The sequence below is a fragment of the Kaistia granuli DSM 23481 genome (assembly GCF_000380505.1).
GTDB classification, from domain to species: domain Bacteria; phylum Pseudomonadota; class Alphaproteobacteria; order Rhizobiales; family Kaistiaceae; genus Kaistia; species Kaistia granuli.
The window spans coordinates 220,483-234,343 of sequence record NZ_AQYH01000008.1 but is presented as its reverse complement, the minus strand read 5'-3'; the positions used below and the strand labels follow the sequence as shown (position 1 = coordinate 234,343).

At 67.0% G+C, this 13,861-nt stretch carries 14 protein-coding genes; 5 read left to right on the top strand and 9 right to left on the bottom strand.

Translation table 11 applies throughout. The annotated features are described in order from the left end of the window. The first annotated feature begins 22 nt into the window (after positions 1–22). Entirely contained in the window at positions 23–211 is a 189-nt protein-coding gene (locus G342_RS0113410; protein WP_018183668.1) for a hypothetical protein, read from the top strand. 234 nt (positions 212–445) lie between these two features. Here G342_RS0113410 and G342_RS0113405 read toward each other — a convergent pair whose 3' ends face one another. The 3 genes from G342_RS0113405 to G342_RS0113395 all read right to left on the bottom strand — a co-directional run bounded on the left by G342_RS0113405 (position 446) and on the right by G342_RS0113395 (position 2,326). Then, positions 446–769, bottom strand: a complete 324-nt coding sequence (locus G342_RS0113405) for a GYD domain-containing protein (RefSeq protein ID WP_018183667.1) — start codon at positions 767–769, stop codon at positions 446–448. A 159-nt stretch (positions 770–928) separates the two neighbouring features. Further along, entirely contained in the window at positions 929–1,186 is a 258-nt protein-coding gene (locus tag G342_RS0113400; RefSeq protein WP_018183666.1) for a hypothetical protein, read from the bottom strand. Between the two features lie 150 nt (positions 1,187–1,336). After that, positions 1,337–2,326 (bottom strand): substrate-binding domain-containing protein, encoded by a 990-nt coding sequence (locus tag G342_RS0113395; RefSeq protein ID WP_018183665.1) that lies wholly within the window; start codon positions 2,324–2,326, stop codon positions 1,337–1,339. Positions 2,327–2,802: 476 nt separating this feature from the next. On the opposite strand from G342_RS0113395, the gene G342_RS0113385 reads away from it, so the two are divergent. From G342_RS0113385 to G342_RS0113375, 3 genes are all read left to right on the top strand, one after another. Continuing rightward, positions 2,803–3,543 (top strand): ATP-binding cassette domain-containing protein, encoded by a 741-nt coding sequence (locus G342_RS0113385; protein WP_018183663.1) that lies wholly within the window; start codon positions 2,803–2,805, stop codon positions 3,541–3,543. Between the two features lie 34 nt (positions 3,544–3,577). Continuing rightward, complete coding sequence (locus G342_RS0113380; RefSeq protein ID WP_018183662.1) at positions 3,578–4,573, top strand: ABC transporter permease; 996 nt, start codon at positions 3,578–3,580, stop codon at positions 4,571–4,573. A 134-nt stretch (positions 4,574–4,707) separates the two neighbouring features. Continuing rightward, the gene (locus G342_RS0113375) at positions 4,708–5,076 is read left to right on the top strand and encodes a winged helix-turn-helix domain-containing protein (protein ID WP_018183661.1); all 369 of its coding nucleotides are present in this window, start codon (positions 4,708–4,710) and stop codon (positions 5,074–5,076) included. A gap of 14 nt (positions 5,077–5,090) precedes the next feature. Here the strand turns inward: G342_RS0113375 and G342_RS0113370 are convergent, their stop codons facing one another. The 5 genes from G342_RS0113370 to G342_RS0113350 all read right to left on the bottom strand — a co-directional run bounded on the left by G342_RS0113370 (position 5,091) and on the right by G342_RS0113350 (position 10,353). After that, positions 5,091–6,338: a BaiN/RdsA family NAD(P)/FAD-dependent oxidoreductase gene (locus tag G342_RS0113370; RefSeq protein WP_040878869.1), complete on the bottom strand. Its 1,248-nt coding sequence runs from the start codon at positions 6,336–6,338 to the stop codon at positions 5,091–5,093. A gap of 63 nt (positions 6,339–6,401) precedes the next feature. After that, the gene (locus tag G342_RS0113365) at positions 6,402–7,229 is read right to left on the bottom strand and encodes a lytic murein transglycosylase (protein ID WP_018183659.1); all 828 of its coding nucleotides are present in this window, start codon (positions 7,227–7,229) and stop codon (positions 6,402–6,404) included. Between the two features lie 171 nt (positions 7,230–7,400). Continuing rightward, entirely contained in the window at positions 7,401–7,883 is a 483-nt protein-coding gene (locus G342_RS0113360) for a YaiI/YqxD family protein (protein WP_018183658.1), read from the bottom strand. Between the two features lie 297 nt (positions 7,884–8,180). Beyond that, the gene (locus G342_RS0113355; protein WP_018183657.1) at positions 8,181–9,482 is read right to left on the bottom strand and encodes a lytic murein transglycosylase; all 1,302 of its coding nucleotides are present in this window, start codon (positions 9,480–9,482) and stop codon (positions 8,181–8,183) included. Between the two features lie 43 nt (positions 9,483–9,525). Continuing rightward, positions 9,526–10,353, bottom strand: coding sequence for a DUF1194 domain-containing protein (locus G342_RS0113350; protein ID WP_018183656.1), 828 nt, complete (start codon positions 10,351–10,353; stop codon positions 9,526–9,528). Positions 10,354–10,534: 181 nt separating this feature from the next. Between G342_RS0113350 and G342_RS0113345 the strand changes: the two genes are divergently transcribed. Then, positions 10,535–12,043, top strand: a complete 1,509-nt coding sequence (locus G342_RS0113345; protein WP_245557278.1) for an MFS transporter — start codon at positions 10,535–10,537, stop codon at positions 12,041–12,043. Here G342_RS0113345 and G342_RS0113340 read toward each other — a convergent pair. Then, a complete protein-coding gene (locus G342_RS0113340; RefSeq protein ID WP_156830937.1) occupies positions 11,957–13,849 on the bottom strand; it encodes a sensor domain-containing diguanylate cyclase in 1,893 nt (630 codons plus the stop codon). The genes G342_RS0113345 and G342_RS0113340 overlap by 87 nt on opposite strands. Positions 13,850–13,861 lie beyond the last annotated feature (12 nt).

Genomic DNA, 13,861 nt, shown 5'->3' with positions numbered 1-13,861 from the left:
GCAGGCAAAAACGGGGGTATCGATGAATCTCCAGTTTGGACTAGCTGTCACGCTCGTCGTCGTCGCCGGCTTTTTGCTTGCCAATAAAGCCGGGGCCGGCCCGATCATCTGGGCTGATCACAGCGTCGCTTCGCAGCGGGCGACCGTACTTTCCGGGGTGTCGTTCGGGTTCGGCGGAGCCCTGGCGCGCATCACCATTCCGCAGCGCTGACGACAGCCGGGCGGCATCAATACCGACAACAAGACGGGAGCGGCGATATCGCCGCGCGCTGGTATTTGGCCAGCCCGAATCTTGGCCGAGCGCGCTCTGCGAATCGGGGCCTGAGACGACTTGTCCCCGGACAGGTCGAAGGCGCCTGTCCGGAAATCTGGAAATGGCGCTCGGCCGGGACTGGTCCGAGCCCGGCAGCCGGAACCGCTCTCCCTGCCGGATGCTGTTGTCTCGTCAGGCCGGCGGCGAATAGCTGCCCGCTTTCGCCTTGCGCATCGCCTCCGTCCCTTCCGCCGTCGTCATCAGGGCGGTGGTCTGGAAACGCGACAGGGCGCCGGTGGCGCCGGTTGCCAGCGACACCGAAGCCGCCGAGGCATTGTCGGGGAACTCCGCGATCATCACCACATCGAACTCGCCGAGCGCGAAGTGGAATGATTTCAGCGAGCCGCCGACCGATTCGATGACCTTGCGGGCGGCGTCCTCGCGGTTCTGAGGATTGGCGACCATCGCCTTCACGGCGCCGTGCGAATAGCAAACCTGCAACAGATAGTGGGCCATGGCAGATCCCTTTCGGGGCGCGCGCACGGATGGCGCTGTTCGCGCCCGGGGGCGCGCGCCGGACCACCCGGCCGGATCCGGCGGATCGGCGGGGTGGTAGCCAACTTTGAACCGGAAGTTGACGTAAGGGAAGTCACGTCGGCGCGGCTGCGCTTGGGCCTATTTCGCGGCCTTGGCTTCCTCGATCGCCTTGTCGTAGGCGGCGCAGATCTCGGCGAAATCGGTCGTCCGTTCCGCGACACGGTCGACGGCGACCTGCTTGCGGCGCCAGTCATCGGCCTTGGACGGATCCTTCGTCGTGATCTCCTTGACCAGCTCGGCCAGCGAGATGGATTTCGCCTGCAATTCCTCTTCCGTGCAGGCGAATGCCGGCGTGGCGGCCAGAAGCAGCGAAAGAGCCAAGATCGTACGGCGCATCGTTTGGATATCCTCGTCTCGAAACCAGTCCCCGGTCCGATATAGAGCGTTCGGCGCGACGATGCACGTTACGCTTCGGCCATATCCGGACATGGAAAGGGGCGCCGCGGCGCCCCTTTCGTCGAATGGACAGCGATGGTCGGCCTGAGACTACTTGGCCAGGCAGCTGTCGACGTTGTCCGGCAGGCAGGTGTCGAGGCCCGTGAACAGGATCTCGTCGACCTTCTCGCCATTGATCAGCTTGATCATGGCGTCCGGGGCCTTGTAGCCCATCTCGAACGGCCGCTGGCCGATCTGGGCATGGCTGCGACCCGCCTTGAGCGCGTCGATCTGCGGCGGCAGCGTGTCGCCGGCGATGATCACGAGGTCCTTGCTCTTCAGGCGTTCCATGACGCCGTCCGTCACCTGCGCATAGGCCTGCGGGGCGAACTGGGCCCAGCCGCCGACGAGCACGAAGGCGTCGAGCTTCGGGTTGGCCGTGAAGGTATCGCTCATCTGCTGGTTGGCGAGGTCGGCCTGGTCGTTGGTGAAGAGCGGGCAGCCCGAGGGCTCGGTCCAGCCATTCTGGCCGTTGAGCTTGTCGATACCCTTGGCGCCGGCCAGTGTGTCGCGCACGCCGGCGGCGCGGGCGGCGATGTTGGCGGCCGCGACGTTGCCGAGCTGCAGGCAGACGGTGCCGCCCTTCTTCAGCTTCTGCAACTCCTCGGCCATCTTGACGCCCATCAGATAGTTGTCGGTGCCGAGATAGGCCTTGCGGAGGGCGGAGTCCTCCGGGTTGAGGTCGGCGTCGACCGTCATCACCGGGATCGACGGCGCACGCTGCTTCAGCAGGTTAGCCATGGCCGGGGCATTCGAGGGCGAGATGGCGATCGCGGCAACGCCCTTGGTCAGCAGATCGTCGACGATCTGCACGGCGCCGGCTTCGTCAGCGCTGGAGGCCGGACCCGTATAGAGGCAGGTAAAGCCCTTGCCCTGGTTCTCGGCGTTCCACTTCTGGCAGCCCTTGTTGATCTCTTCGAAGAAGGGGTTGTCGAGCCCCTTCACGACGATCGCGAGCACCTTGTCTTCCGCGCTTGCCGCGCCGAATGAAAAGGCCAGCGCAGTCGTGGCGAGCGACAGTATCGCCAGTGTTTTCTTCATGGTCTCCTCCCGAGACATTAAAAGCATCGTGCCGATCGGTGCGGCCGATTGGGGCCTCCGCCGACGCTCCCCGATGTATCCCGGTGATCGCGCTGGCAGGGCCGTTTGGCCCGCTTCCCGAACAGGCACGCTCCAACTAAATTCCGAATTCGAACAAAGTCAATCCGATTAATCCTATGAAACCGGTTTATGACGCAGTGCAATCTAAATATTGTGCGTTGCAATCAAAGTGGACAAGGCGCTGATATCCATTTGGTTATTGGGAAAAGCGCTGTGTCGGCACTGTAATTTCCGAGTTGGCCGAGATGTCGATTTTGTTACCTTTGCGCGAGGTGCTGTCTATTTGTCTGATGTTCAAGTTGACGGCGATGCGGCGCGTCAATAAGGGTAAAATCAGGAGCCTGGGCGGCGTCGCCGCTCCGGAAGGGTGAACGACGGGCCGATCAACGGCCTGCGTGGCAGGGAGGAGCGCCGGGATGACTGTCCTGGAACTCAAGGGAATATCGAAGCATTTCGGGGCGATTCAGGCCCTGAACGACGTCTCGCTCACCATCGAGCCGGGCGCCGTGGTCGGTCTCATGGGCGACAATGGCGCGGGAAAATCGACGCTGGTGAAGATCATCGCCGGCAATTTTCCGCCGTCGCACGGCACGATCCGCGTCCAGGATCGCGAAGTCCATTTCCACAAGCCGGTCGAGGCGCGCGAGAGCGGCATCGAGGTCGTCTATCAGGACCTCGCGCTCTGCAACAATCTGACTGCCGCCGCCAATGTCTTTCTCGGCAGGGAGCTTCGGCGCGGGGTCTGGCCGCTGCGCATCCTCGACTATGCGACGATGTACAAGCGCGCCGCCGAGCTGTTCAAGGAGCTGAAGTCCGAGACGCGGCCGCGCGATCTGGTCAAGCAGATGTCGGGTGGCCAGCGCCAGGCGGTGGCGATCGCCCGTACGCGCCTCTCCGATTCGAAGATCGTGCTGATGGACGAGCCGACGGCGGCGATCAGCGTGCGCCAGGTGGCGGAGGTGCTCAACCTCATCCGTCGCCTGCGCGACCAGGGCATCGCCGTCATCCTGATCAGCCACCGCATGCCGGACGTCTTCTCGGTCTGCGACCGGATCGTCGTGCTGCGGCGCGGCACCAAGGTGGCGGACAAGGAGATCGCCAAGAGCTCGCCGGAAGAAGTGACGGCCTTGATCACCGGCGCGCTCGAGCGCGCCTGACATCGAGCGAAATGGAGAGGGAGGACGTTACAACATGGCTGTTTCGCTCGACGACACCATCAACCGGCAAACGCACAGCACGCTGAGCTGGCTGCTCTCGCGCCAGACCTTCTGGGTCTTTCTGGCGGCGGTGCTCGCCTGCATCGCGCTGACCTTCATGACCGACACGTTCGCGACCAAGAACAACCTGTTCAACGTGACGCGAAACTTCGCTTTCGTCGGCATCGTCGCCATCGGCATGACCGTGGTCATCATCTCCGGCGGCATCGACCTGTCCGTCGGATCGACGCTTTGCCTGTCGGCGATCGTTACCGGCCTGGTGATGAGCGCGGGCTATCCGCTCGGCCTCGGCATCGCGGCGGCGCTGGTCGCGGCGATCCTCGTCGGCGTCGTCAACGGCGTGCTGATCGCCTATGTCGGCATGCCACCCTTCGTGGTGACGCTCGGCATGCTTTCAGTGGCGCGAAGCATGGCGCTGGTGCTGTCCAACAACAAGATGGTCTACCAGTTCGGGCCGGACCAGGCGCTGCTGCTGCAGCTGGGCGGCGGCACCACCTTCGGCATCGCCAATCCGCTGATCGTGCTCGCCATCATGGCGCTGATCGCCGGTTTCGTCTTCCGCTGGACCGGCTGGGGCCGGCACATCTTCGCCATTGGCGGCAATGAGCAGGCGGCGATCCTCACCGGCGTTCCGGTGCGACGCATCAAGGTCGGGGTCTATGTGATCTCGGCGCTGACGGCGGGCATCGCCGGCGTGCTGATGACCGGCTGGCTCGGCAGCGTGACGACCAATCTGGGCACCGGCATGGAACTGACCGTGATCGCGGCAACCGTCATCGGTGGCGCCAATCTCGCCGGCGGCACCGGTACCGCGTTCGGCGCGGTGGTCGGCGCGGCGCTGATCGAGGTGATCCGCAACAGCCTGATCCTGCTGGGCATCTCGACCTTCTGGCAGGGTGCCTTCGTCGGCAGCTTCATCGTCATCGCCGTCGCCTTTGACCGGATCCGCAGCTTCCGCCAGTCGGATTGATGGTCTCCGGGCGCCGTTCGCGGCGCCCGGCCTTTCTTGCGGTCGTGGGCTCCCCAATGCCGGGCTGCCCTCGACTGTTCGGCGCGCCGGCGCGACAATGCGGGTTCCCGTCCCCTCGAAGCGAATCCCTGCCCATGCGCCTACCCAACCAGACCGAGGGTCTCCGCTTCCGTCTCGTCCTGAAGCCCGGCTTCGCGCTCGGGCCCGGCAAGGCGGATCTCCTGCAGGCGATCCAGGAAAGCGGATCGCTGGCGGCGGCGGGCGCGCGTCTGGCCATGAGCCCGAAGCGGGTCTGGGGGCTGGTCCGGGAAATGAACACCGCCTTCCGCGATCCGCTGGTCGAGACGGAAAAGGGCGGCAGCGGCGGCGGCGGCAGCGCCCGTCTGACCGAAGCAGGACGGCTGGTGCTCGGCCGCTACCGCGCCATGGAGGCGGAAGCGAACGCCGTCATCGCCGCCGGCGTCGCGGAACTGCGCGGCCTGATGCGCGACGACGGCGCGTAGCCGGAACGCTTGTTTCAGCCGGACTGTTCGGCGTCCAGACGGGCGAGAACGCCCTTCGCCGCGGCGATGCCGGTTGCGAAGCAGGCCTGCAGCAGATAGCCGCCGGTTGGTGCCTCCCAGTCGATCATCTCGCCGGCGACGAAGACGCCGGGTATCGCCTTCAGCATCAATCCGTCGTCGAGCCCGCTCCAGGCAACGCCACCGGCAGTCGAGATGGCGCGCTCAAGGCCCTCGATGCCCGTCAGCCGGATCGGCACGGCCTTGATCAGCGCGGCGAGTTCCTCGGCGTCGCGGGGCAGGGTGGGGCCGCCGCCGGCTTCGCGCATCAGATTGATGGCAACCGGCGCGAGATGGGCCGCCTTGCGCAGCAGGTTGGACAGCGACTGGCCGGGCTTCTGGCTGGCGATGCGGGCGGCGAGCTCCGCCGCGTCGCGTCCGGGCGCGAGGTCGAGCGAGAGGGTGGCGGAACCGTCGCGCTCGATCGCATCGCGCAGGCGTGACGACAGCGCGTAGATGACGCCGCCTTCGAGACCATAGGCGGTGACCATCGCTTCGCCGCGCAGGGTGGTGTCCTCGAAGCGGACCGCCAGGGCCTTCAGCGGCGTGCCGGCGAAGCGGGCCCGGAAAGGCTCCGACCACTCGGCGCGGAAGCCGACATTGGCGGGAAGCAGCGGTGTCATCTCGACGCCGCGCGCCGCGAGGATTCCGGTCCAGGCGCCGTTCGAGCCGAGGCGCGGCCAGCTGGCGCCGCCGAGCGCCAGCAGCGTGGCGTCGGCCTCGATGGCGGCCGTCGAGCCGTCCGGCCGGACGACAATGGCGCGGCCCGCATCGTCGAAGCCCTGCCAGTCGTCCCGCAGCGCGAAGCGGACGCCGAGCCCGTCGAGCCGGCGGAGCCAGGCCCGCAGCAGCGGCGACGCCTTCAGGGATTTCGGGAACACGCGGCCGCTGGAGCCGACGAAGGTCGGCGCGCCGAGCGCCTCAGCCCAGTCGCGCAGCGCTGCAGGCGGAAAGGCTTCGATCAGCGGAGCGAGGCGGGGTGCCGACGCACCGTAGCGGCCGAGGAAGGTCTCCAGCGGCTCGCTATGGGTCAAATTCAGGCCGCCGCGGCCGGCCATCAGCAATTTGCGGCCGACCGACGGCATGCGGTCGTGCACGCTGACGGCGAGGCCGGCGGCGGCGAGCATCTCGGCGGCGATCAGGCCGGCCGGGCCGGCGCCGATGATCGCCACGGAGCGGGATCGGGGGGAGGTTGTGTCAGACATCGCCGCGGTTTGTCGGTCGAAACCGCGGCGATCGCAAGTCCCCTGATGCGTGGACCGGCCGGACTAGCGCTTGCCGACCAGCTTGTCGGCGAAGAGCGCTGCGCTCTTGGCGTAGACGCCGGCCTTGTTCCACTCGCGCAGGACGCCGAAATTGTGGGAGCCTTCTTCCCAGCTGCCGCCGCGCTGCCAGCCATAGCCCTTCAGATAATTGGCGGTGGAGGCGAGAACGTCGATCGGGCTGTTGCGCAGATCGGCATGGCCGTTGCGGTCGAAATCGACGGCGAAGCGGACATAGGAGGTGGGCAGGAACTGGGTCTGGCCGATTTCGCCGGCCCAGCCGCCCTTCATCTGCGCCGGTGACAGGTCACCGCGCTGGACGATCTTCAGCGCGGCCATCAGCTGATCTTCGAAGAAATCGCTGCGGCGGCAATCGAAGGCGAGAGTGGCGAGCGAGCGGATCGTCGACATGTTGCCGCTGCCGGCGCCGAAATCGGTCTCCATGCCCCAGATCGCGATCAGGATCGGCGCGGGGACGCCGTACTGCTTCTCGATCCGGTCGAGCGTGCTCTTGTACTGCTGCATCAGCTTCTTGCCCCTGGCCACGCGGCCGGGGGAGACGACGCGCTTCGCATAGACTTCGAAGGGCTGGCTGAAATGCTTCTGGTTGCGGTCGAGCTTCATGACGCGCGGGTCGTAGGTGACGCCGGAAAGCGCCTGGTCGACAACCGAGCGCGAGATGCCGGCCGAAACGGCCTCGGCCTTGAATTCCTTCAACCAGGCGCCGAACTGCGCCGGATTGTTGCCGCAGGTGGCAGCTTCGGCCTGTCCCAGACCGGCCGCGAGCGCGACGGAGAGAGCAAGGGCCGGCAGGCGGAGCTTCGAAATCTTCATAGTGAGCCTTTGTCTTGTCGGAACGGCCGTGGACAGCGCCCGCCCGGCGGGCATGAGCGCGACAGTATCCTACGACAGTGATTGTTACCTAGCGGTTGAAGAGCCGTGCCGGTGTGATCCCCGTCACAGCCCTGCCTCCTCCAGGCGAAACCTGTCCGGAAGCGGCCGTTCTCAGCCGAATCCAGCCCGCTTCAGCCTGACGATGGCGAGATCGAGCGCCGACAGGAAGGCGGAGCGGTCCTTCGGCGAGAACGGGCGCGGGCCGCCGGTGACGGCGCCGGCCGAGCGCAGATCTTCCATCAGGTTGCGGGTGGCGAGCACGTTGCCGATCGAAGCTTCGGTGAAGGGCTTGCCGTTGGAGCCGATGACGTCGGCGCCCGCCTTGATGCAGCGATCGGCGAGGGGAATGTCGGCGGTGACGACGATGTCGCCGCGGCTGACGCGCTCGGCGATCCAGTCGTCGGCGATGTCCGGGCCGCTCGGCACGATGACCCGTTCGATCCACGGCTCGCGGGGAATGCTGATCGGCGTGTTGGCGACGACATGGACCTTGAGCCCGTGCCGTTCGGCGACCTTGTAGATTTCGGCCTTCACCGGGCAGGCGTCGGCATCGACATAGATTTCGATGGGGCGAGTTTCGTTGGGACCAGACATTCGATGCTCAAAATGGAAGAAGGGCCGCCCGTCCGGGCGACCCTTCCATTGTCAGACCGCGACCCGGCATCAAGCCGGAGGAAAGCCGGTCACGCGGCGCAAACCTCTACGAAGGCAGAGATCCGGACCATTGCAGCCGACATACGCGGTGAACGACAATGAGACACTAGACCACCTCCTTTCGATTGTTGATGACATGGTTAACGTAGCGCCTTTAGCGGCGATTCGGTAGGGCCTGCAGGCTGCTTCCGCAGCGGCGCGCTGTTTTTGCATCAGTGGCGCCGGGGTTGCCGCCCGTCAGCGGATCGCCTTCAGCAGACCGGCATCGGGGAAGCAGGTCGCCTGCCGGCCGTTCGCTTCCTGCCAGGCGCCGATCGAGATCCGCGTCTTGAAGCCGACCAGACCGTCCACCTTGCCGACATCGGCGCCGCGCTTCACCAGCCGTTCTTGCATGGCGCGGACGTCAGAGCGCTTGAAGCCGCCGACATCGCCCCAGGCGGCGCTGAGGGCGCCGGCGCCGCGCAGACGATCGGCCAGGTGGCCGATGAAAAGCGCGTAGAGGTCGGACTCGTTGTAGCTCTTCAGCACGTAGAAATTAGGGGAGACGATGAAGGCGGGGCCATGCCGCCCGGCTGGCATCAGCAGATGGCCGATGCGATCGGGTGTGCGTCCGGCCAGCTTGCCGCCGCCGACCGGCTGGATGCCCATCTTCTGCCAGACGGCCAGCGGCTTGCCCTGCTCGGGTCCTTCCAGGCTGCACGAGACCGTGTCGGGCACGATCACCTCGACACCCCAGTTGACGCCGGGCTGCCAGCCGTTCTGGCGCAGATAGTTGGCGATCGAGGCGAGGCTGTCGGGCACCGAGTTCCAGATGTCGCGCTTGCCGTCGCCGTCGAAATCGACCGCGAGGGTGAGATATTTGGACGGCAGGAACTGCGGCTGGCCGAGGGCGCCCGCCCACGAGCTCTTCATCTCGGCGAGCGGGATATGGTCGCCCTCGAGGATCTGCAGCGCGGCGAGGAATTCGGGATAGAAATTGGCCTTGCGGGCGCCCATGAAGGCTTCCGTCGCCAGCGCGCGGACGGCCGGGTAGGGCAGCTTCGCAGCGCCATAGCCGGATTCGCGACCCCAGATGGCGACGACGATCGAGGCCGGTACGCCGTAGGTCTTCTCGATCTTCGCCAGCGTCTTCGACCATTTGCCCATCCGCGTCCGGCCGCCATTGGCCAGCCCCGCCACCTTCGCCTCGCTGAAATAGCGGGCGGGACCGGAGAACTCGGCCTGGCGCTGCGGCTCCTCGTGCTTCTTCGGCGCGCCGGGCGGCGCCAGGTCGGGCAGCGACCAGTCGAGCGTCAGGCCGGAAAGCGCGCTGTCGAGCGTGCGGGCGGAGACGCCGCGGGCGCCCGCGTCAGCGCGCACCGTCGTCGCCAGCCAGTTCTGGAACTGCTTCTCGACCCGGGCCCGGTTCGCATTCTGGGCGGTTGCCGGCAGCGCGGCGACGAGGAGCAGGAGGAGACTGAGCAGGATGCGCACGGGATCGATCGCCTTGCCGTTGATGGGAACCGACCGCACCTTGGCGAAGGCGGGCAGCTCGCGCAACCGTCTCGGTTGGCGATCGATCGGTGGTCGGGCAAGCGCTGGTTCAGCGCGACAGCCTGGGCTTGGTGTTCGATTCGCCGATCAGGCAATCGGTCACTGGCAGTTCCTGGCGATCGACGACCGGCAGGATCGTCGGGGGCTGGACCGCGATCTCGGTCACCAGCTTGCGTCGGATCGCCTCCTCGAACTGCTCGACGGCCGTCACCGCGACGGTGAAGGCGCCGACGCCGCCGACGACGCAGTCCCGGTAGTAGGCGTCGAGATTGTCGATGTCGAAGATGCTCGAGCCGGATCTCTCGCCCGGGTTCCTCAAGGTGATGGCGAGCCCGTTGATGGTGATCCCGCGCGCGATGACCGCGTCGCGGATGGGAGTGACCGGCGGTCCCATATTGTTGGGGCCGTCGCCGGAGATGTCGATCGTTCGCCGCGCGCCGGCCAGGCCGTTGCCGTCGAACAGGGAGGCGCCAAAGGCGAGGCTGCTGGAGATCGAGGTGCCGTAGCGGCCATAGACTTCGCCGGGGCTGATCTGCGCCGCTACGGCATCGGCCCCTTCGCCATCCTCGATCACGCTCCACGGCACCACGATCCGCTGCGCATTGGCGCCAGACCACTCGAAATAGGTGATGGCGATCCGGCCGAGCGGTCCTGACTGAATCGCGGCGATGACGTCGGGATGGCGCAGCGCGGCGATGTAGCCGAGCCTCTGCAGCGCCTGTTCGTCCGCGTCCATGGACCGCGAGACATCGACGGCGAGCACCAGTTCCAGATCGACCGGCAGATCCCTCGTATCGGCGATCCGCTCCTTGGCCTCGGTAAGTCCCGGTGCCAGCGATGTCAGCAGAATAGCGGCCAGAAGGGTTCGAGTGTGCATGACGCATCTCCGTTCGACAGCCGGCCCCTTGGTGAGGCTAGGGCGGCGGCGGCGCGGCGCAAGCGTCCCGGCGTCGTCGCAGCGCGCACGGCGGATCAATTCGACGGCACTCGCATTCCGCGTAGCGCGGCCGGGGGAATTGTCGGCTAGAGTGGCCGGGGCGTTTGCCGGGGAGGCGATCGTGGACGAAGCGGGCAGGACCATGTCGGAAAGCTTCGTCGCGGATCGGGGCCGCTATGTCCTCGCCGCCACCATTCTCGCCTCCGGCATGGCCTTCATGGACGGCTCGATCATCACGGTCGGCCTGCCGGCGATCCGCGCCAGCCTCGGCGCCAGTTTCGCCGAGGTGCAGTGGACTTCGAACGCCTACACGCTGACGCTCGCCGCCTTTACGCTGCTCGGCGGCGCCGCCGGCGACGCCTATGGCCTGCGCCGGGTCTTCATGCTCGGCATCGCCCTGTTCGGCCTTGCCTCGGCCGCCTGCGGGCTTGCTTGGTCGCCGGGCAGCCTGATCGTCGCCCGCGCCATCCAGGGCGTCGGCGGCGCGCTGATGGTGCCGGGCTCGCTGGCGTTGATCTCGGCGCATTACCCGGCCGGGATCCGGGGCCGGGCGATCGGCACCTGGGCGGCGGCGTCGTCGATCGCCCCGGCAATCGGCCCGATCCTCGGCGGCGCGCTGGTCGACCTGGGCTCCTGGCGCGCACTGTTCCTGATGAACGTCCCGATCGCCATCGTCGCCTGGCTGCTCTGCCGGGCCAAGGTGCCGGCGGACGACGCCAAGTCCGGGGTGACGATGGACTGGACCGGCGGCGTTCTCGCCGTGCTCGGCCTTGGCCTCCTGACCTATGGCCTCACCTTGATCGGCACGGCGGACCGGCCCGAACTCGCTGCCGGGCTGACGGTCGCCGGCGCGCTGGTGCTGGTCGGCTTCGTAATCTTCGAAGCCTGGACGCCGTCGCCAATGATGCCGCTCGATCTCTTCGCCAACCGCACCTTCGCCGGCGTCAACGTCCTGACGTTGCTCCTCTATTTCGCGCTCGCCGGGGCGCTGTTCTTCCTGCCGACGGCGCTGATCCAGGCGCATCACTACAAGGCGGCACAGGCCGGTTCGGTGTTCCTGCCGTTTGTCATCGTCATGGCCGTCCTGTCGCGGTTCGGCGGCGGGCTGGCCGACAAGATCGGCGTGCGTCCCTGCCTGACCATCGGGCCGATCCTCACTGGCATCAGCTTCCTGCTGCTCTCACCCGCGGTGGCGCGGGGCGATTTCTGGAGCGCGGTGGTACCGACCATGCTGCTGATGGGGCTCGGCATGGGCATCACAGTGGCGCCGTTGTCGACGGCGGTGATGAACGCCGCGCCGGATGTGCGCGGCGGCGCCGCGTCGGGCATCAACAATGCGGTGGCGCGCGTCGCCGCCCTGATCGCCGTGGCGAGCCTCGGCATGGCTGTCGGTTTCGGATTTGACGGCGTGCTGGCGGGGGCCGGACCGGAGATGGCGGCAATGGTGCGCTCGGCCGGCTTCGGCGGCAATCTGGGGCCGGTCGCCGGCGCCGATCCGGTCGCCATGCAGGATCTCTGGTCGCGGGCGACGATCGCCGGCTTCTCAGCCGTGACGATGCTCTGCGGCGTCTTCGCAATTCTTGCCGGGCTGGTCGGCTGGTTCACCACCGGCGGCGATCAAAAGGGCTGAGGCCGCTAGCGGCGGCGTCGGCGCATGGTCGTCCGACCGGTGTTGTCCATCGGCGATGCGGTAGGTGGCGCCGCCGGAGGCCTTGGCGTCATAGAGCGCGATATCGGCCTGCCGGTAGGCGCCCTCGAAATCGGGCGATCCGTCCGCCACCACGGCGACGCCGATGCTGGCGCCGGTAGAAACAAGGGCGGCGGCAAAGCCGATCGGCTCCGAGATGCGATCGATCAGGCGCTGCGCCATCGGCTCGGCCTCGGCGCCCTCGATCAGCAGCGCGAATTCGTCGCCGCCGATGCGCGAGGCGATGTCGCGCTGGCCGAGGCAGGCGCGCAGGCGGTCGGCGATCGCCAGCAGCGCGTGATCGCCGAACTGGTGGCCGTACAGATCGTTGATCGGCTTGAAGTCGTCGAGATCGATCAGCACGAAGCAGAAGGACCGCTTTTCCACGTTCCAGCGTTCAAAGATTTCCGTCAGGGCAGTACGGTTGGCAAGGCCGGTGAGCGGGTCGTGATGGGCGAGACGGCTCAACTCGTCCTGGCGGGCGCGACGGCGCGAGATGTCGAGCAGCGTGCCGACGGCGCGCAGCGGCCGCCCCTCCGCGTCGTGCTCGACGACGCTGCCGCGGTCGAGCACCCAGACCCAGTGGCCGTCCTTGTGGCGGAAGCGCTGCTCGACGCTGTAGCGCGGCGACCGGCCGTCGAGATGGTCCTGGATCCGGCGCCGCGTTTCCGGCTCGTCATCGGGATGGCGTAGTCGGTCCCAGGTCGAGGCATCGGCCTGAAGTTCGTCGCGTTGATAGCCGAGGATCGTGTACCAGCCGTCGCTGAAATAGGTCTCGTTGGTGGCGATGTTCCAGTCCCAGACACCTTCGCCGGAGCCCGCCAGCGCGTAGCGCAGCCGCTCCTGGCTGAGCTTCAGGTCGCGCGCCGCCTTCTGCAGGCCGGCCAGGGCAGCGGCGACGAACAGCGGCGGAATGGTGTTGAAGCAGAGCGCGAGCTCGACGCGTTGCAGCTGCGAGGCGAGCGGAACGCCGCTCGGAAAGGGCCAGACTCCGGCGACGATCATCAGGATGACGGTGAGGGACGTCGCCGAGCCGATGGCGGCGGTGGCGGGGCTGCCGAAGCGGATCGCGCACCAGAGCAGCGGCGCGGTGAAGAAGCTGATCATCGACACGCCGGTCTGCCGCATCACGAGGATCGACACCCCGATCACGCCGACGATCATCGCCAGTTCGGCGATGCGAAGCCGGTCGTTCCGATGGAAAATATCGCGCAGTGGCTCGACACGGCCCGGCTTGGCGATGGCGAAGAACGGCGCGAGGATCATCAGGGCGCTGGTCGCATTGAGGCGCCAGAGGATGGTGAGCGTGTCGGCGAGCGGAATGTCGCGAAACCAGGCGAGCGTGACGGCGCCGCCAAGCGCGCTCGCCGCGGCGCCGGTCGAGATGATCGCCACCAGCACGACGACGTTGACGATGCTCTCGAGGCCGGAGCCGACGAGCCGCAGCCGCTGTGCGGCCAATGCGACGAACACCACCTCAACCAGATCCGCGCCCGACAAGGCGAAGCCCATCATGCCGGTGCCGAGCAAGGCATTGAGGAAGGCGCTGCCCACGATCGCGCCGGAGATCGCCCAGCTGATCTGCCGAATTCCGACCGTCAGGATCAGCGCGACGAGCAGACCGTTGGAGGGCCAGAAGGCGGGTTCGTTGCCGGCGATCCGCATCAGCCACAGGCCAAACGCCGCGCCCGCTGCTTGCAGCAGGCAGCCGGATACGAACGAGACCAGCGGAAGGGGAAGTCGATGCACCACGGGCGGCCT

What these genes read in the sequence shown, in the direction of transcription:
- G342_RS0113380 (WP_018183662.1), top strand. Translation starts at nt 3,578, where the DNA reads ATGGCTGTTTCGCTCGACGACACCATCAACCGGCAAACGCACAGCACG.
- G342_RS0113365 (WP_018183659.1), bottom strand. Translation starts at nt 7,229, where the DNA reads ATGAAGATTTCGAAGCTCCGCCTGCCGGCCCTTGCTCTCTCCGTCGCG.
- G342_RS0113405 (WP_018183667.1), bottom strand. Translation starts at nt 769, where the DNA reads ATGGCCCACTATCTGTTGCAGGTTTGCTATTCGCACGGCGCCGTGAAG.
- G342_RS0113370 (WP_040878869.1), bottom strand. Translation starts at nt 6,338, where the DNA reads ATGTCTGACACAACCTCCCCCCGATCCCGCTCCGTGGCGATCATCGGC.
- G342_RS0113385 (WP_018183663.1), top strand. Translation starts at nt 2,803, where the DNA reads ATGACTGTCCTGGAACTCAAGGGAATATCGAAGCATTTCGGGGCGATT.
- G342_RS0113375 (WP_018183661.1), top strand. Translation starts at nt 4,708, where the DNA reads ATGCGCCTACCCAACCAGACCGAGGGTCTCCGCTTCCGTCTCGTCCTG.
- G342_RS0113360 (WP_018183658.1), bottom strand. Translation starts at nt 7,883, where the DNA reads ATGTCTGGTCCCAACGAAACTCGCCCCATCGAAATCTATGTCGATGCC.
- G342_RS0113350 (WP_018183656.1), bottom strand. Translation starts at nt 10,353, where the DNA reads ATGCACACTCGAACCCTTCTGGCCGCTATTCTGCTGACATCGCTGGCA.
- G342_RS0113410 (WP_018183668.1), top strand. Translation starts at nt 23, where the DNA reads ATGAATCTCCAGTTTGGACTAGCTGTCACGCTCGTCGTCGTCGCCGGC.
- G342_RS0113400 (WP_018183666.1), bottom strand. Translation starts at nt 1,186, where the DNA reads ATGCGCCGTACGATCTTGGCTCTTTCGCTGCTTCTGGCCGCCACGCCG.
- G342_RS0113395 (WP_018183665.1), bottom strand. Translation starts at nt 2,326, where the DNA reads ATGAAGAAAACACTGGCGATACTGTCGCTCGCCACGACTGCGCTGGCC.